The 16,767-nt window shown below is 71.8% G+C and carries 11 protein-coding genes; 7 read left to right on the top strand and 4 right to left on the bottom strand.

What is annotated here, in order from left to right; translation table 11 throughout:
• The first annotated feature begins 8 nt into the window (after positions 1–8).
• Complete coding sequence (locus tag EHO50_RS10485; protein ID WP_128429611.1) at positions 9–2,951, top strand: helix-turn-helix transcriptional regulator; 2,943 nt, start codon at positions 9–11, stop codon at positions 2,949–2,951.
• Between the two features lie 16 nt (positions 2,952–2,967).
• On the opposite strand, the gene EHO50_RS10490 is transcribed toward EHO50_RS10485, so the two are convergent.
• Genes EHO50_RS10490 through EHO50_RS10505 form a run of 4 tightly spaced genes read right to left on the bottom strand, consistent with a single transcriptional unit; the run spans position 2,968 to position 9,549 of the window.
• On the bottom strand, positions 2,968–4,158 hold the full coding sequence (locus tag EHO50_RS10490; RefSeq protein WP_128429612.1) for an SGNH/GDSL hydrolase family protein: 1,191 nt from the start codon (positions 4,156–4,158) through the stop codon (positions 2,968–2,970).
• Positions 4,155–6,518, bottom strand: coding sequence for a glycosyl hydrolase family 95 catalytic domain-containing protein (locus tag EHO50_RS10495; protein WP_128429613.1), 2,364 nt, complete (start codon positions 6,516–6,518; stop codon positions 4,155–4,157). The genes EHO50_RS10490 and EHO50_RS10495 overlap by 4 nt, the downstream gene beginning before the upstream one ends.
• Before the next feature lie 19 nt (positions 6,519–6,537).
• Positions 6,538–8,337: an alpha-galactosidase D gene (locus EHO50_RS10500; RefSeq protein WP_128429614.1), complete on the bottom strand. Its 1,800-nt coding sequence runs from the start codon at positions 8,335–8,337 to the stop codon at positions 6,538–6,540.
• 33 nt (positions 8,338–8,370) lie between these two features.
• Positions 8,371–9,549: an ROK family transcriptional regulator gene (locus EHO50_RS10505; RefSeq protein WP_128429615.1), complete on the bottom strand. Its 1,179-nt coding sequence runs from the start codon at positions 9,547–9,549 to the stop codon at positions 8,371–8,373.
• Positions 9,550–9,745: 196 nt separating this feature from the next.
• Between EHO50_RS10505 and EHO50_RS10510 the strand changes: the two genes are divergently transcribed.
• The 6 genes from EHO50_RS10510 to EHO50_RS10535 all read left to right on the top strand — a co-directional run bounded on the left by EHO50_RS10510 (position 9,746) and on the right by EHO50_RS10535 (position 16,696).
• Positions 9,746–10,993, top strand: a complete 1,248-nt coding sequence (locus EHO50_RS10510; RefSeq protein ID WP_128429616.1) for a serine hydrolase domain-containing protein — start codon at positions 9,746–9,748, stop codon at positions 10,991–10,993.
• A 105-nt stretch (positions 10,994–11,098) separates the two neighbouring features.
• A complete protein-coding gene (locus EHO50_RS10515; RefSeq protein WP_128429617.1) occupies positions 11,099–12,520 on the top strand; it encodes a CAP domain-containing protein in 1,422 nt (473 codons plus the stop codon).
• A 65-nt stretch (positions 12,521–12,585) separates the two neighbouring features.
• Positions 12,586–13,263, top strand: a complete 678-nt coding sequence (locus EHO50_RS10520) for an AIM24 family protein (protein WP_128429618.1) — start codon at positions 12,586–12,588, stop codon at positions 13,261–13,263.
• A gap of 219 nt (positions 13,264–13,482) precedes the next feature.
• Positions 13,483–14,568 (top strand): tetratricopeptide repeat protein, encoded by a 1,086-nt coding sequence (locus tag EHO50_RS10525; RefSeq protein WP_128429619.1) that lies wholly within the window; start codon positions 13,483–13,485, stop codon positions 14,566–14,568.
• Complete coding sequence (locus EHO50_RS10530; protein WP_128429620.1) at positions 14,565–15,596, top strand: polyprenyl synthetase family protein; 1,032 nt, start codon at positions 14,565–14,567, stop codon at positions 15,594–15,596. The genes EHO50_RS10525 and EHO50_RS10530 overlap by 4 nt, the downstream gene beginning before the upstream one ends.
• A 140-nt stretch (positions 15,597–15,736) precedes the next feature.
• Positions 15,737–16,696 (top strand): threonine/serine dehydratase family protein, encoded by a 960-nt coding sequence (locus EHO50_RS10535; RefSeq protein ID WP_128429621.1) that lies wholly within the window; start codon positions 15,737–15,739, stop codon positions 16,694–16,696.
• Positions 16,697–16,767: the final 71 nt, after the last annotated feature.

Genomic DNA, 16,767 nt, shown 5'->3' on the forward strand with positions numbered 1-16,767 from the left:
ATGTTTCCGTGTCGCAGACCTCATTCAGCACGCCGTTGATCGGGCGGGACGGCGAGCTCGCTCGGCTCTCCGCCGTGCTGGAGCGTGCCCGGAGTGGTGAGGCCCGGGCTGTGCTGGTCGCCGGGGACGCCGGGGTCGGCAAGACCCGGGTGCTCGACGAGGTGGCGGGGCGTGCAGCCGGGGACGGGATGATCGTGCTGACCGGTCATTGTGTCGATCTCGGCGATGTCGGGCTGCCCTATCTGCCGTTCACCGAGGTGCTGGGCGTGCTCGCCGGTGAGGAGCGGTTCGCGGAGGTCCTTGCCGCGCATCCCGTGGTCGAAGGGCTGCTGGGCGGCGGGACGGACGCCGTGAGGGACCGGCTGCGGTTGTTCGAGGGCATTGCGGGGCTGCTCGCCGATCTGGCGGATGTCGCGCCGGTGCTGCTCGTCCTGGAGGATCTGCACTGGGCCGATCAGTCGTCGCGTGATCTGCTGCGGTTCCTGTTGAGTCGGGGGATCCTGCAGCGGACTGCGGGTGGGGCGCCCGGGCATCGGCTCGCCGTGCTGGCGTCGTACCGCGCGGATGATCTGCATCGGCGTCATCCGCTGCGGCCGTTGCTGGCCGAGTTGGTGCGGCTGCCCGCCGTCGAGCGGCTCGAACTGCGGCCGTTGGCGGACGCCGAAGTGGCCCGGCTGGTGCGGGCCGTGCAGGAGCGGACGCTGTCGGACGTCACGGTCCGGCGGATCGTCGAGCGGGCCGAGGGCAATGCCTTCTACGCCGAGGAGCTGGTCGCGGCCACGGACGCGGAGGCCGGCGGTGTGCCCAGCGGGCTGGCCGACGTACTCCTCATACGGTTCGAGCAGCTGTCCGACACCGCCCAGCAGGTGCTGCGTACGGCCGCCGTCGCGGGGCGCCACGTCGAACACGAGCTGCTGCGGGGCGCCGTGGGCATCCCGGAGGGCGAGCTGGAGACGGCACTGCGGGAGGCGATCGGGCGGCAGTTGCTGGTGGCCGGCGACGGCGACACGTACGCGTTCCGGCACGCGCTCGCGCGCGAGGCGGTGTACGCCGATCTGCTGCCCGGTGAACGGGCCCGGCTGCACGGCACGTTCGCCCGGCTGCTCACCGGACGCGGCCGTCCCGCCGAGACGGCGGCGGAGCGCGCCCACCACTACCGCGAGAGCCACGACCTGGCCGAGGCGCTGGCCGCCTCACTGGAGGCCGCCGACCACGCGCACCGGGTCGGTGCTCCCGCCGAGGAGCTACGGCATCTGGAGGCCGCCCTGGACGTGTGGTCGTCGGTGGAGCCGTCGGCGCGGCCCTCGGGCGAGGGCAACAACCGGGTGACGCTCACCCTGCGCGCGTCCGCGGCGGCCGCGCACGCCGGGGAGTCGCACCGCGCGGTCACCCTCACCCGCTCCGCGCTGGCCGGCGTCGGCCAGGACACGGACACCGAGCTCGCCGCCCGGGTCCGCTACACGCTGGCCGGCAATCTGCTCACCGTCGACAGCCTGACGGCGGCGTTCGCCTACAGCAGCGAGGCGCTCGCGCTGATCCCCGCCGAGCCTGCGTCGCGGACGTGGACGTGGGCGGCGGCCACGCATGTCATGGCGGCACGCCAGGTCGGGGAGAACGACACCGCGCTGCGGGTCGGCCGCGAGGCCCTGCGCACCGCCGAGAAACTGCAGGTGACAGATGCCCAGGCCGACCTGCTCATCTCACTGACCGGACTCGAACGAGACAGCCGCGACACACCGCGGGGCCGTGAACGGCTCTGCGAGGCCCGGGAGTTGGCGCGACGCTCGGGCAACGCGCCGGTGGAGATGCGCGCGCTGTTCAACCTCGCCATCGGCTGCTACGAGTCAGGTGACCTCCAGGAGTGTCTGGCCTGGCTGACGGAGGGGCTGGACCGGGCCCGGCGTGCCGGTTTGCTGTCCTCGACGTATCCGCTGGCGATGCGGTATCTGCGGCTGCTGGTGCTGTACACGCTGGGCCACTGGGACGAGTGCGTGAACGCCGCCGCGGCCGACTCCGAAGTGCTGCCCGCGATGGGCGGATACACGGCCGGTCCGGCGCTGTACGTCGCTCTCGCACGCGGCAACCTCACGGCCGCCGAGCATGCTCGCGCCCTGCTGGAGGGACCCTTCGACTGGATGGGCACACTCGTCGCGGGCATCGCGCTCACCGACGCCGCCGCGCTGCGCGGTGACGCGGAGGCGGCGGTGGAGCGGATGCGGTCCACGGTTGAGGCTCTCACCGACGATGCGGGGACGCTGCCCGACGTCACGGTCCGGCTCGTCGCCCTCGCGCTGGCCGCGGTCGCCGACCGTGCCGCCGAGTTGCGCCGCACCTCGGACGAGGCGGGGGTGCGCCGCTGGGCGGACACGGCGACCGAACTGGTCGAACTGGCCCGGGCGACGGCCGTGCACGGCGAGAGCGGCACGCCACAGGGCCCGGAAGGCGTGGCGTGGCTGGCCCGTGCGGAGGCGGAGTGGGTACGGGTGGTGTCCGGACCGGACGTGCGGGCGTGGGCGAAGGCGGTGGCCGCTTGCGACTACGGCGACGAGTACGAGCGGGCGCGATGCCGACTGCGCCACGCCGAGGCCCTGTTGGCCGCGGACGACCGTGAGGCGGCGGCCATCGAGGCCCGGGCCGCACGGGAGACGGCGGCCCGGCTCGGCGCGACACTCCTGCTGGAGCGACTGGACGCCCTGATCCGGCGCGGCCGCCTCGCGGAAACCTCCGCCGACCGCTCCTCGCCGCTCACGGCCCGCGAGCAGGAGGTGCTGCTCCTCCTCGCCCTCGGCCGCAGCAACCGGAAGATCGGCGAGGAGCTGTACATCACCGGCAAGACCGCGAGCGTCCACGTCTCCAACATCCTCGCCAAGCTGGGCGCCGCGAGCCGCACGGAGGCGGTGGCGATCGCCTATCGGGAGGGCCTGATCACCCGCGAGGAGACGGTCGGCTGACTTCCCGTCGTGGCCGTCAGCCGGTGGTGTCGCAGTCGAGGGCGGTCAGGTCGACGGCGTCGGCCATCGCCTGCATCCCCTTGTCGTTCGGGTGGATGTGGTCGCCGCCGTCGAGGGCCGGAAGCATCCGTTCGGGGTCGTAGGGGCTGCGCAGGATGCGGTCGAAGTCGGTGACGGCGTCGAACTCGCCGCTGGTGCGGATGAAGGTGTTGACCTCTTGGCGCACGGCCTCGGCGGCCGGGTCCCATTCGTGCCAGCCCTTGAAGGGCCCGACGGTCGCGCCGACGACGCACTTGCCGGCCGCGTGGGCCCGCTCGACGATCTCGCGGTAGCCCTCGATCAGGTCCTCGGCCGTGACGCCCGTATGGGCCTTGATGTCGTTGACGCCCTGGAACAGGAACACGGTCCGCACCCCTGGCTGGGACAGGACGTCCCGCTCCAGCCGGTTCAGCGCGCTCTGGCCGGGGTTGTCCGCGAGGACCTTGTTCCCGGAGATGCCTTCGTTGGCCACGCCCTTCACCGCTGTGTCCGCCCGTTGCAGGCGGCGGGCCAGGTAGTCGGGCCAGCGGCGGTTCAGGTCGGTGGTGGACTGCCAGCCGTCGGTGATGGAGTCGCCGAGGGCGGCGACCGCTCCGGTGCCCGCTGGGGCGCGTACGGAGACGGCGTCCAGGTAGAACCAGGAGCCGGTCGGGATGTTCCAGGCGGCGCCGCTCTCCTCGGCGGTGTGGTCGCCCTGGGTGGCGTACGACGACTGCAGGGCCATCCAGTGGCCGCTGGCCGGGCCGCCCGCGTCCGGGCTGTGCAGGCTGACGACGAGGTTGGTCGCGGCGGGCAGCCTGCCGGGCAGCGGGTCGCTCCACACGGTGCTGCCCGCCGGCACGGTGACCGTGCGCGCACCGCCGAAGGTCAGGCGCCGATTGCTGCCCGGCCGCAGCTCGGCGCCCTGTTTCTGGATGCCCGCGTGGACGCTGTCGATGGTCAGCGGCCGGTCCCCGAAGGCGTTGGAGAGCCGGATCCGCAGGTGGGTCCCGCCCGCGCTGGTGTGCACGACGAGCCGGTAGCTGCGGCCGGCGACACCGTCGCCCATCCGGTCGGCGCTCGCCGCCCAGGTGACGACGCCGCTCGGGTCGCCGGTCGCCTCTGCGGGCGGGGACTGACAGGCCACGGCCGTCAACAGGACGGCGGCGAGCGGGAGTCCGGCCCTCACCGGGCGAAGTCCTTCAACGTGACAAAGGCGCCGGGCTTCATGGTGACCGTGCGGGCCCCATCACCGTACGCGACCGTCGTGGTGCGGCCGCCGACGCTGTGGATCCGTGCCTCGGTCGGTTTTCCGTCGCGCCAGCGCAGGTCGACTTCGAAGCCGCCGCGCGCGGCGACACCCCTGACGAAGCCCGAGCCGGCCCAGGCGTCGGGAAGCGCGGGGAGGAGTTCGATGTGCCCCGGGCGGGAGTACAGCAGCATCTCCATCATCGCGGCCGGTGTACCGAAGTTGGCGTCGATCTGGAAGATGCCCCGGCCGCGTTCCACCTCGTAGATGTCGAAGAGGTTGGGTGCCGTGCCGTTGCTGCCGCCGGTCGACGGGCGGAGGTTGTTGACGACCAGCTGGTAGGCCTTCTCCGGGTCCTTCAGGCGGGCCCAGCAAAGACTGCGCCAGGCGTTGGCCCAGCCGAAGCTCTCCATGCCGCGCGCGGTGAGCAGCGCGGTGGCTGCGGCCACGGTCTCGGCCGGGGTGGAGCCGTCGGGGCGGATACGGTCGCCGGGGAACAGGCCGACGAGCGGGGACAGGTGCCGGTGCGTGGTCTCGCCGAGGTTGTCGGGTGACATCCACTCCTCCAGCCAGCCGGTGCTCGGGCTGACCTGTGGCAGGTAGAGCTTTCTGCGCAGTGAGGCGATGGTATCCGCGTGGTCGGCGTCCTTGCGCAACTCGGCCGCCGCGGTGCAGTAGTTCCCGAACAGCGCCCACACCAGTTCCTGAGCGTAGGTGATGCCCTTGGCGTCGAGCGGGCCGTGCTCCGGTGACCAGTCGCTGTCGGCGATGAGCACCTCCTGCTTGGTGCCGGGGAGGGTGGTGGTGAGCAGCCGGGCCTCCCAGAACTCGCAGGCGCCCTTCAGAAGCGGGTAGATCTTCTTCAGGTACTCCCGCGACCCGGTGTACTCGTAGTGCTCCCAAAGGGTCGTGCACAGCCAGGCGTTGCCCGCCGGGTGCCACCACCAGCCGCCTCCGCCATGGGGGTTGGTGGAGATGGCGACGGTCCAGCCGGCGTTCTTGCCGGTGGAGTTGCGGTAGCGGTTGCGCGGGTCGTTGAACAGGCGGCGGGTGAGGTCGGTCCAGGACGGGAGCTGGGCGAGGCAATAGTCGGTGAGGGCGTCGAAGCATGGTGACAAGCCCGTGCGGTCGGCCATCCAGTAGTTCATCTGGATGTTGATGTCGGTGTGGTAGTCGCCCATCCAGTCCGGGTCGTTGCCGTCGAGCCACAGTGCCTGGAGGCCCATCGGCAGGCTGCCTCTGGATCCGGAGATCATCAGGTAGCGACCGAAGTGGAGGTAGGCGGCTTCGAGTTCCGGATCCGGCGCGCCGTCGCGGGCGCGTGCCCGGATGCGCTCCCAGGTGTCGAGGGAGCGCTGCTGGGGCGATGACGTTCCCAGGGAGAGGTCCATCTTCCCGAACAGGGCGTGGTAGTCGGCGACATGGGTGCGCAGCAGCGTGTCCGCGGAGAGGGCGGCTGCGTCGCGGACCTTGGTGCGGGCGAGACTCTGCGGGTCGAGGGAGGGGTCGCGGTAGCCCTTGGCCGCGTCCGGCGCGTAGTTGGTGCCGCCGCTGACCAGCACGGTCAGCTCCCTGCACCCGGAGAAGGAGATACCCGAGCCGCTCACCGTGACGCGCCCGCCGGTTCCGTGGGCGGCGACGGCGGCACCGTAGCGCAGGCCGTTGGGGAAGGCGGCGCCGAACGAGACCGCGGCGTCCTCGCCGTGCGTTCCCTCCAGTGTGACGGTGCCGGTGTACCGCCCTCCCCCGCTCTGGGTGAAGTGCAGGACGATCACATCGTCGGGGCGGCCGGCGAAGATCTGCCGTCGGTATGTCACTCCGGAGCGGACGTACGACGTGGTCACCACGCCCCGGTCCAGGTCGAGGGCGCGGCGGTAGCCGGAGACGGCGGACAGGTCGTGGTCGGGGATGTCGACGGTGAGCCGGGCGAGGAGGGTGAGGGAGCCGAAGTCGCCGCGGCCGTAGGGGAACTGGCCGTCGGAGTCGAGCGTGTCGTTGAGGCCGCCGGTCCACATCGTGGCGTCGGTGATGAGGAGGAGTTCGCGGCCGGGGTCGTTGCTCGCGAGGGCGCCGAGGCGGCCGTTGCCGACGGGCAGGCCCTGCTCGATCATGGAGTGCTCGTCGGCAGGGGCCTGCCACCACAGCTCGTGGGCTGAACTGCCGGGCATTGCAGGTGAGTTGGCGGGCCGTTGCGGTGCGGCCGAGGCGGTGAAGGCGGGCAGTGCGGTGAGGGCTCCGGTCACCGCGGAGAGGGCGAGGAGGCTGCGTCTGGGCAGGCCGGTGGTCGGGTTCGTGTCCATGGGGGTGCTCCGGGTTCGGTCAGGACGACGACTTGGGTACGTCGATGCGGTCGATGTCGGGGGCGTATCCCGAGCCGCTGTCGAACGTGATCGTGTTGGCGCCGGCCTTGAGGGTCACCGGGACGCTGACCGTCTCGACGGTGCTCCAGTCCCCCGTGGAGGGGAACTTGTGGCGGGTGGCGCCGCCGCCGTTCGCGGAGACGTCGACCGAGCGGGCGTCACCGCTGATGTAGGCGACCTTCACCTGGTAGGTGCCTGCCTTGTCGACGACGACCTTGTCGAAGGTGAGCTTGCCGCCGAGGTAGAGGTTGCCGACCTTGTGGTCGCCGGAGCACGCGGAGCAGTCGGCGACGGAGGCGTTTCCGGCGAGGGTGTTGGCCGGGGACTCGGCCTCGTAGGCGGTCGTGCCGAGCGCGCTGCCGTGCGGGGTGACGGTGAACAGGCGGGAGCCGTGGGCGGGCAGCGCCTGGGTGATCTTCTCCTTGTACGTGCCGAGGTTCTCGTGGTTCCACAGGTCGCGGACCGCGGCCTTGCCGGTGAAGCCGAGCGAGGCCCAGTGGGCGGTGACGGCGGCGGGGGCGTCGGCGAGGTTGAACAGGGCGACGGTGTAGGTGCCGTCGGGGTTCTTCGCGGCCCACACCTGCTGCGGGTCGGAGGGGGTGACCGGGCGTGCGGGCGGGGTGGCGCCCTGGTTGAGGGCGATGACCTCGCGGTTGGTCAGCAGGGACAGGCCGTAGGAGTCGAGGCGGGTGAGGTCGTCGCCGGTGTAGAGCGGGGACTTGGCGATGGCCCACAGGGTGGCGTAGCTCTGCCGCTCGGCTTTGGTGAGGCCGTCCATCCGGCCGTTGCCGACGTCGAGGGAGTCAAGGTCGTTCCAGCCGCCGGGGCCGGCGTGGCGGGTCCAGCCGGGGGTGTCGTCCCAGCGGTCGTCGACGGAGTTCTCCCAGCTGACGAGGGTGTTGCAGTAGCACTCGACGTCGGTGTCTATGCGCCAGCCCTGGGAGTACTTCTTCCAGTCGGCCACCCGCCCGATGTCGAGGGACCAGGACAGCTCCAGGTGGACGGTGCGGCCGGTGCCGGCGATGGCCTTCTGCCAGGCGGCCACGTCGGCAACGTTGTCGTACTGATCGCCGCTCTTGCCGGAGCCGGGGCCGACGCCGTCGAGCTTGAGGAAGTCGTAGCCCCAGCCCGCGATCAACTGGGCCTGGGAGTCTATGTACTTCTGGGTGCACGGCTTGGAGAAGTCGAGCTTGTAGGCGCTGTCCCAGCCGTTGGTGGTGCGCAGGTCGCCGTAGACGATGTCGGCGGTGGTGCAGCCGTCCGCGTTCCAGACCGGGTTCCTCCCGTCGCCGTACGCCCCCTTCTCCAGGCCGGCCGGGAGATAGATGCCGGCCTTGAGGCCCTTGGCGTGGATGCGGTCGGCGACGGCCTTCATACCGCTGGGGAAGCGGACCGGGTCGGGCTTTTGGCGGCCGTACTGGTCGAACCCGGACTTCCAGGCCTTGTCCATCCACCAGCCGGCGTCGATGTTGACGTACTCGTAGCCGTACTTCTTCAGCTTGGCGGCCATGGCGTCGGCCTGCTCGATGACGTTCGCCTCGGTGAGGTAGCTGTAGTCGCCGTCCGGGTTGAGGCCGGGATACTTCGACGACTGCATGGTCCAACTCGACCAGCCCATGTAGGGCTTGGCGGCGAGGGCGGGCGCGGTGGTTTCCGCCTGGGCCGCCGGTGCGGCGGTGGTGGCGCCCGCCGCGAGGGCCAGGACCACCAGGGCTCTGAGGGTGCGTGCGGGCATGACGGAGTACGAGGATGACCGCATGGGCCGTACCTCCAGGGTGTGGTTTCAGCGGCTCTACTGCTGCTGGTCGGCTTGGATGAAGGACTGGATCGCGGTCGCCGCGGCCCCGCGCGCCCACTCCTCGAAGGGCAGCGGGCGGGTCTGTACGTCGCACTGGGCGGCGGAGCCGAACGCGGCCGCGGCGAAGGCGTCGCGGATCTGTTCGGCGAACAGGTCGTAGGCGGCGAGGCCCTCGCCGGAGATGATCACGCACTCGGGTCCGAGCAGGTTGGCCACGGTGGCGATGCCCAGGCCGATTGCCTCGCCCGCGCGGGCGTAGGCCTCGCGCGCGCCGGCGTTCCCTCGGTGGGCCAGGGCCACGGCCTCGGCGGTGTCGGCGACCGCGACGCCGGTGGCCTCGCGGATCTGCCGGACGATCGCGGCGTCCCCCGCGATCGCCTCCACGCAGCCGCGGTTGCCGCAGTGGCAGGGCGGGCCGGACGGGTCGACGGTCACATGCCCGATCTCCCCGGCCACGCCGTGCGCCCCGGCGACCACCCGGCCGTGCACCACGAGGCCGCAGCCGATGCCCGCGCCGACCGTCACCACGGCGAAGTCGGACAGGCCCACACCGGCGCCGAACCACTGCTCGGCGACGGTCAGGGCCCGTACGTCGTTGTCGACGGTGACCGGCAACCCGGTGGTCGCGGCGGCGAGTTCGGCGAGGGGCACGTCCCGCCACTCCAGGAACGGCGAGTAGCGGACGACGCCCGCGCCGCGGTCGACGTCACCGGAGACGGCGATGCCGAGGCCGAGAACCGCCACGCCCAAGTCGCCCGCCTCGGCGAGCAGTTCGCCCGCCAGCTCGGCCACCGAGGCCAGCACGCCCTTCGGTTCCCGGTCCGGGAGCGGCACGTGACGGGCGACGCGGATACGGCAGCACAGGTCGGTGAGCACGGCGATGATCTCGTCGCCGGTCACCTTGACGCCGATGAACAGCGCCCGTCCCCCGTCGACCCGCACCGGGTTCGCGGGCCGGCCGAGCGCGGGGCGGGCCGGCTCGTCCACGTCCTCCACCAGGTAGCCGGCCTCGATGAGGGGCCGTACCGCCTTGGTGACGGCGGCCGGGGACAGTCCCGCCCGCCGGGCCACCTCGAGGCGGGTGAGGGGCCCGTGGGACAGGACCGTGGTGAAGATCTGCGAGGCGGCCGGCGTGTTCGCCGGAAACGTCTCGGCACGGCGGATCGAGGACATGCCCGGAACCTAAAGCCCTTATTTTCCGCCGTCAATAAAAGAAGCAGGATTCGCTGAAGGACTCCCTCCCGGTGATCCCCTGTCGTCCAACTGTGCGTCGTCTGTGGCGATGTGACGGGATGCGAGAACGTTGCCCCGCACGAAGGTGATCGTTCTCGTATCGGCAGCACATCGACAGAAAATGGGAGGAAGCCGGATGGTCTCAGCAACGGTGGTCCGAGGCACGGCGGTAGCGGCGGCCCTCGTGTCGCTCGTAGCGGTTCCCGCACACGCCGCCACGCGAGAACCCGGCACCACCACCACGGCCGACACTTCGACGCGCGCACTGGCCGAGCCGGATGTCGCGGGCGTGTGGAACGTCCTGAACACGGTGCGGCGGCAGGGCGCACCCGGCGCGATGGCGCGCCTCGACGACCGCAACACGGTTCACTGGGCGGCGGTCGGTGTCGCCGATCGAAAGTCCGGACGGGTCATCAGCAACGCCGACCGGTTCCGCATCGGCAGTGTCACCAAGGTCTTCTCGGCCGTCGTCCTGCTGCAACTGGTGGACGAGAAGAAGCTGAAGCTGGACGCCCCGGTCAACCGCTATCTCCCCGGGCTGCTGCCCGACGACCGCATCACCGTGCGGCATGTGCTGAGCCACCGCAGCGGCCTGCACGACTACACCAACGAGATGTTCGCGCGGACGGTTCCCGGCTTCGAAGCGGTCCGCACCAAGGTGTTCACCTACCGGCAACTGGTGAACCGGTCCCTGAGCAAGCCCCGCACCACCGAGCCCGGCGGCGCGTACTCCTACTCCAACACCAACTTCGTTGTCGCCGGCATGCTCATCGAGAAACTGACCGGCCACTCCGTGCGGACCGAGTACCAGAACCGGATCATCGACCCGCTGAAGCTGCGCGACACCCTCTATGTGCACCCCAGCACGAAGATCCCCGGTCGGCACGCCCGCGGCTATCTCACCCCGGATGCCGCCGGAGCGGCACTCGTCGACTCCACCGAGCAGACGGTGTCCTGGGCACAGAGTGCGGGCGCGATGATCTCCAGCACGCGGGACCTCAACACCTTCCTGTCGGCGCTGCTCGGCGGCCGGCTGACCTCCCGGGCTCAACTGGCCCAGATGGAGCGGTGGGTGCCGTCGGGCACCTCGCAGGCGTACGGGCTCGGGCTGCGGCGCCGCGACCTGTCGTGCGGGATCTCCGTCTACGGCCACACGGGCGCCGTGCAGGGCTACTACACGTATGCGTTCGCGTCCAAGGACGGTCAGCGCAGCCTGGCCGCGGTCGCCAACACCTCCAACAACGGGACGGTCCTCAACTCCATGCTGGGCACGCTGGAGTCCGCGTTCTGCGGCAAGCAGGTGAAGACGCAGCGTCGTGCCGTGCCCGTCGAACGGAGCGAGGACATCGCGCCGGGGGTCCCGCTGGGCGTGAAGCCGCACTGAGGGCGGCCCCACACCGTCATTCCCGGCCGGCGGGAACCCGAGAGATCCGGTGGACGTTTTCCGGACATCCCCATCGGATCTCGAAGCACCCACCAGGACGGCACGATGAGCGAGTTGGTTCCCGGGGGCAATCTGCCCCTCCCGGGCGGCAGCGTGAGCGTCCGGGTGCCCGGCCCCTTCGACGTGTCCGCGCTGGTCACCGACGACAGCGGCAAGGTGCGCGGCGACGCCGACTTCGTGTTCTACAACCAGCCGTCCGCTCCGGGCGCCCGGCTCCACGGCGACACCCTGACCCTCGACCCACCGCGACTGCGCCCCGGGGCCACCCGCGTCACGGTGGTCGTCAGCCCCGCCGACCCCGGCACTCCCCTGTCCCGCCTGCCCTCCCCCACACTCCAGGTCACCGGCCCGGGCGGCCACCCGATCGCCCGGTTCGCCCCGCCGCGCCCACGACAGGAGACCGTGCTGCTGCTCGCCGAGATCTACCGGCGCGGCGGCGGCTGGAAACTGCGGGCACTGGGGCAGGGGTACGCGGACGGGCTGGCGGGGCTCGCGCGTGACTTCGGGGTCGACGTAGTGGAGGATGCGACGCCCTCGCCGGTCCCGTCGGCACCTGCCCCGCCGTCGCCCGTCGCACAACCGGCACCCCCGCCCACCGCTCCTGCCGTGCCCACCGCTCCGCCTGCGCCCCCCGCACGGCCCACGCTGCAGACCCTGTCCGCCGTCACCACCTTGCACGCCCCGCTCCCCGATCGCGACGGGTTCCTGGGCCTGGTCAACTCCGCCCGCGTCGGCATCGGTTCACCGCCGGTCGCCCTCGACGCCCGTCTCGCCTCCGCCGCCCAGGCCCACGCCTGCGCCATGGCCGCGGCAGGACGGCTCGGCGTCGAGGGCCGCGACGGTGTCTCGGTGTACCAGCGCATCACGGCTGCCGGGTACGCGTATCTGACCGTCGGCGAGCAGCTGGTCTCCGGGCCCCGCACGCCCGCCGAGTTCGTCGCGTACTGCCTGCGCACCGAACACCCCCGCCGCACCCTCCAGGACCCGGCATTCACCCACGCCGCCCTCGCGTACGTCACGGGCGGCCGCTCCGGCGACACCTACTGGACGGCGCTGTGGGCCAGGCCGCTCGCACCGGGCGATCTGTCCCGCACGGCGGCCGAGGTCGTCGACCTCACCAACCGGGAGCGGGCCAGGGCCGGACTGCGCCCCCTGGCCGTCCATCCCGCGCTCGGCACCGCCGCGCAGGCGTACAGCGCCGACATGGCGGCCCGCTCCTTCTACTCCCACACCTCGCCCGAGGGGACCCAGCCGTGGGACCGGGCGGCTGCCGCGGGCTCTCGGATGCGCGCGATCGGCGAGAACATAGCGTGCGGGCAGCGCTCCCCCGCCGAGGTCGTGGAGGGCTGGATGAACAGCCCGGGCCACCGCGCCAACATCCTCAAGCGCGACTTCACCCACATAGGGATCGGCTTCGCGGGCGGCGGACCGGCGGGAACGTACTGGACACAACTCTTCGGCGCCTGACGGCCGGAGGACGGCGACATGCCGCGATCTGGTCGGAACGGGACCGTCCGGGACAGGATGCCCGCATGAAGGGTGACCTCTTTTCCAGTGAGCACATGGTCCAGCCCGCCTCGGCGCCGGGCATGACGATCGAGAACGCCAAATGCATCAAGTACGCGGTGAACGGCGAGATGCACGCCCGCCAGGGCGCGATGGTCGCCTACCGCGGCAACCTCCAGTTCGAGCGCAAGGGCCAGGGCGTGGGCGGCATGCTCAAGCGGGCCGTGACCGGTGAGGGGCTGCCGCTGATGGCGGTGCGCGGGCAGGGCGAGGCCTGGTTCGCGCACGAGGCGCAGAACTGCTTCATCGTCGAGGTCGACCCCGGCGACGAGTTCACGGTCAACGGCCGCAACGTCCTGTGTTTCGACGCCTCGCTGTCGTACCGGATCGCGACGGTGAAGGGCGCGGGCATCACCGGCGGTGGGCTGTTCAACAGCGTCTTCTCGGGGCAGGGCCGGCTGGGCCTGGTGTGCGAGGGCAACCCCCTGGTCATACCGGTCTCGCCGCAGTTCCCGGTGTACGTCGACACGGACGCGGTGGTCGGCTGGACCGCCGGACTGCAGACCTCGCTGCACCGCTCGCAGTCGCTCGGCTCGATGCTGCGCGGCGGTTCCGGGGAGGCCGTGCAGCTGATGCTGCAGGGTCAGGGCCATGTCGTCGTACGGCCGAGCGAGGCGACGCCGCAGAAGGCCCAGCAGCACTGAGGCCCCCCGAAGGCATAGGGTCCCGCGACGTGATCTGCGCCTCACGAGCAACCCTGTCCGCCCCGCCGACGTCTTGATCGACAACAGCTGAACAACATCAGGTGACCGACCTGGGATGACGCCCTGGCCCTTTGGACCGGGGCTCATTTCCGACGCACTATACCCTCCATGTATACACGGCGCGTATAGATGCTGTGTATACCGGATCGAAAGGAATCCATGTACGGCAAGGCATTCGCCCCGGAGTATCAGGGCGCCCTGACCACACTGTCCGTCAACTCCTCGCTGACCGACGTACTCGCCGCCGGCACCGAGCAGTTGCAGGCGGCCGAGCGGGCCGGGCAGCACGGCGAGGCGGCGCGCTCGGGGCTCGCGGTCGCCGAGGCGCATCGCCGGCTGGGGCAGGTCGGGGACGCGGAGCGGGCGTGGAAGGCGAGCTACCGCGCCGCCCGGGAGGTCGACGACACCGCGGCGATGGCGTGGGCGCTGTGGAGCGGCGGCACACTGGCCCGGCAGCGCGGCGCGTTCCCCCTGGCCCGGCGGCTGCTCCAGCTCGCGGCGGACCTCGGCGAGCGGGGCGGCGACATCGTCGTACGCGGCTACTCGCTGGCCGGCCTGGCGGAGACCGGCCGGATCCAGGGCGACTACGAGGCCGTCCACCGGCTGCACGAGCAGCTGCTGGCCGAGGCCCGGCGGCGCGGCGAGGCGCGGCACACCGTGTGGGCGCTGGAGGGCATAGCCCAGATCCATCGCAACACCGGCTCGTACGACACCGCGTACGCCCTGTTCGAGGAGGCCGCCGAGATCGCCGTGCGTGCCGAGGACCGGCGTGGCCACGCCTGGGCGCTGCGCGGACTCGCGGACATCGTCTCGGTGCGCGACGGTGACGTCGAGCGGGCGCTGGCCCTGCTGTCCGAGGCGGAGACGACGTGCCGTGCGATGAAGCTCTCCAGCGCACTGGCCTACAACCACAAGATGCGAGGCAACGTCCTCTACCGCGCCGGGCGTTACGCCGAGGCCCGGGACCTGTACGAGCAGGCGCTCGCGGAGTTCCGCGCCATGAGCGAGCCGCGCGGGGAGGCGCTGTCCCGGCTGGGGCTGGCCAAGTCGCGGGCCCACCTGGGACGCGATCGTGCCGAGACCGCCGCCGAACTGGCCGAGCTGGCGGGGGTGTTGGAGCGGATCGGGTTGCGGCACGCGCGGGAGATGGTGGCGCGGGCGCAGGAGGAGTTCTGCGCCGTGGCCGATGCAGAAAGCCCTGCTGAGCATGGTGTGGTGGGCGCCGGGGCGGTGGCCGTACGGTGACGGCGTTCCCCTCCGCAGTACAGGCACCGGCGGACGCCCGCCAAGTCCTCGACCGCTGCCGCGCCTTGGTGCGGCCCGCACTGCGGGAGGCGGTGGGGCGGACGCATCCGTGGGTCGGTGAGATGGCCGCGTACTCCTTCGGCTGGTGCGAGGTGGGCGGCGCACCGGCCGCAGCGTCCGGCGGGAAGGGCGTACGGCAGGCGCTGGCGGTCCTCGGGGCCGAGGCAGCCGGTGCGCCCGGGCGTGTCGCGGTGCCCGGGGCGGTCGCGGTGGAGCTGGTGCACGCCTTCTCCCTGCTGCACGACGACATCATGGACGGCGACGAGGCGCGGCGGCGCCGCCCCACCGTGTGGAAGGCGTACGGCACGGGACCCGCGGTTCTCGCCGGGGACGCGCTGTTCGCACTCGCGGTCGAGACGCTCGCCGTGGAAGCGGCGGGCCCGCAGGCCGTACGGCTGCTGTCCGTGGCGTTGCAGGACCTGGTGCGCGGGCAGGCGGACGACCTGCTGTTCGCCACGCGTCCCTGGACGGGGCCGGAGCGGGTGCGGCCGGACGAGTACCGGACCATGGCCGAGCACAAGACGGGCGCCCTGCTGGGGTGTGCGGCCGCGTTGGGCGCTCTGCTCGGCGGTTCGCCCCCCGCGACCGTGGCCGCCCTCGACCGTGCCGGCCGGCATCTGGGCATCGCCTTCCAAATGGTCGACGATCTGCTGGGCATCTGGGGCGACCCCGTCGTCACCGGCAAACCGGTCTACGGCGATCTGCGGGAGCGCAAGAAGACGTTCCCCGTGCTGGCCGCGCTCGACTCCCCCGCCGCCGGTCGGCTCTGCGCGCTCCTGGAGTCGGCAGCCGACCCCGCCGAGGCCGCCGCGCTGATCGAGGAGTCGGGTGGCCGCTCGGCCGCACTCGCCCAGGCACGGCGCCATGTGACCGCCGTGGAGAGGGCTCTCGCCGATGTGCCGCTGGAGGCGAGAGCCGCCGAGGAGCTGCGGGCGCTGCTCGACTTCCTCGTACGGCGCGATCTGTGAGAGCACGGTTCACGGCCGCACCGGGGTGAACTCCGCGTCACCTTGCCGCCCACGGCGAAACCGAGTTGACCGGCGTCACCACCCGCGTCAGGGTGCGAAGCGGCGTGGTTCACCGCCCCCACGCCGGAGAGGTGACTGCCTTGATCGGGATCTCGGACGTCGAAGCCGCGGCCGACCTCATCGCCGGACACGTCGTGCACACCCCGACCGTACCCAGCCCCGGCCTGTCGGCCCTCCTCGGCGTTCCGGTCACGGCCAAACTCGAACTCCTCCAGCGCACCGGCTCGTTCAAGGCCCGCGGGGCGACGGCGAAGCTGCTGTCGCTGAGCGACGCGCAGCGCGCCGCCGGGGTCGTCGCGGTCAGCGGGGGCAATCACGGTATCGCCCTGGCGATGACGGCCGCCGTCCACGATGTGAAGGCCACCGTGGTGATGCCGCGCACGGCGCCGGCCCGCTCCGTCCGGATCGTCGAGGACGCCGGGGCGTCGGTGCGGCTCACGGACGACATGGACGGCGCGTTCTCGCTCGTGACGAGGCTGCGCGACGAGGGGCTGACGCTCGTCCACCCCTTCGACGACCCCTTGGTGATCGCCGGCCAGGGCACCGTCGGGCTGGAGTTCGCCGACGACGCCGGCGACCTCACGGACGTGCTCGTCAGCGTCGGGGGCGGCGGGCTCGTCGCCGGCGTCGCGGTGGCACTGCGGGCGCGCCGACCGGACGTGCGGATCTGGGGTGTGGAGACCGAGGGCGCCGAGGCCATGTCCGAGGCGCTGGCGGCAGGCGCGCCGGTGCCGGTGGCGCTGTCGTCGATCGTGTCCACGCTGAGTGCGCCGGCCGTGTCGCAACTGACGTACGACCATGTGTCCGCCCTGGTCGACGAGGTGCTCGTGGTGCCGGACCGGGAGGCGGTGCGGGGCGTGCTCGACCTCGCCGAGCACGCCAAGGTGTGGGCGGAGCCGGCCGCCGGCTGTCTGCTGCCCGCGGCCCGGCGCGTGGTGGAGCGGGTCGGGGGCGGCGCCCGGCTCGGGCTGGTGGTGTGCGGGGGCAACGCGACGACCGGGGATGTGCTGCGCTGGGCGGCGGATTTCGGTCTTCACTGAAACCCCGCTGGCTCAATTCGCGTTGATTTCCTGAAACTTACTCACACGTAAGAAGCAAAAAGAAAGAGACG

This window comes from Streptomyces cyaneus (assembly GCF_004028635.1).
GTDB lineage: Bacteria > Actinomycetota > Actinomycetes > Streptomycetales > Streptomycetaceae > Streptomyces > Streptomyces cyaneus.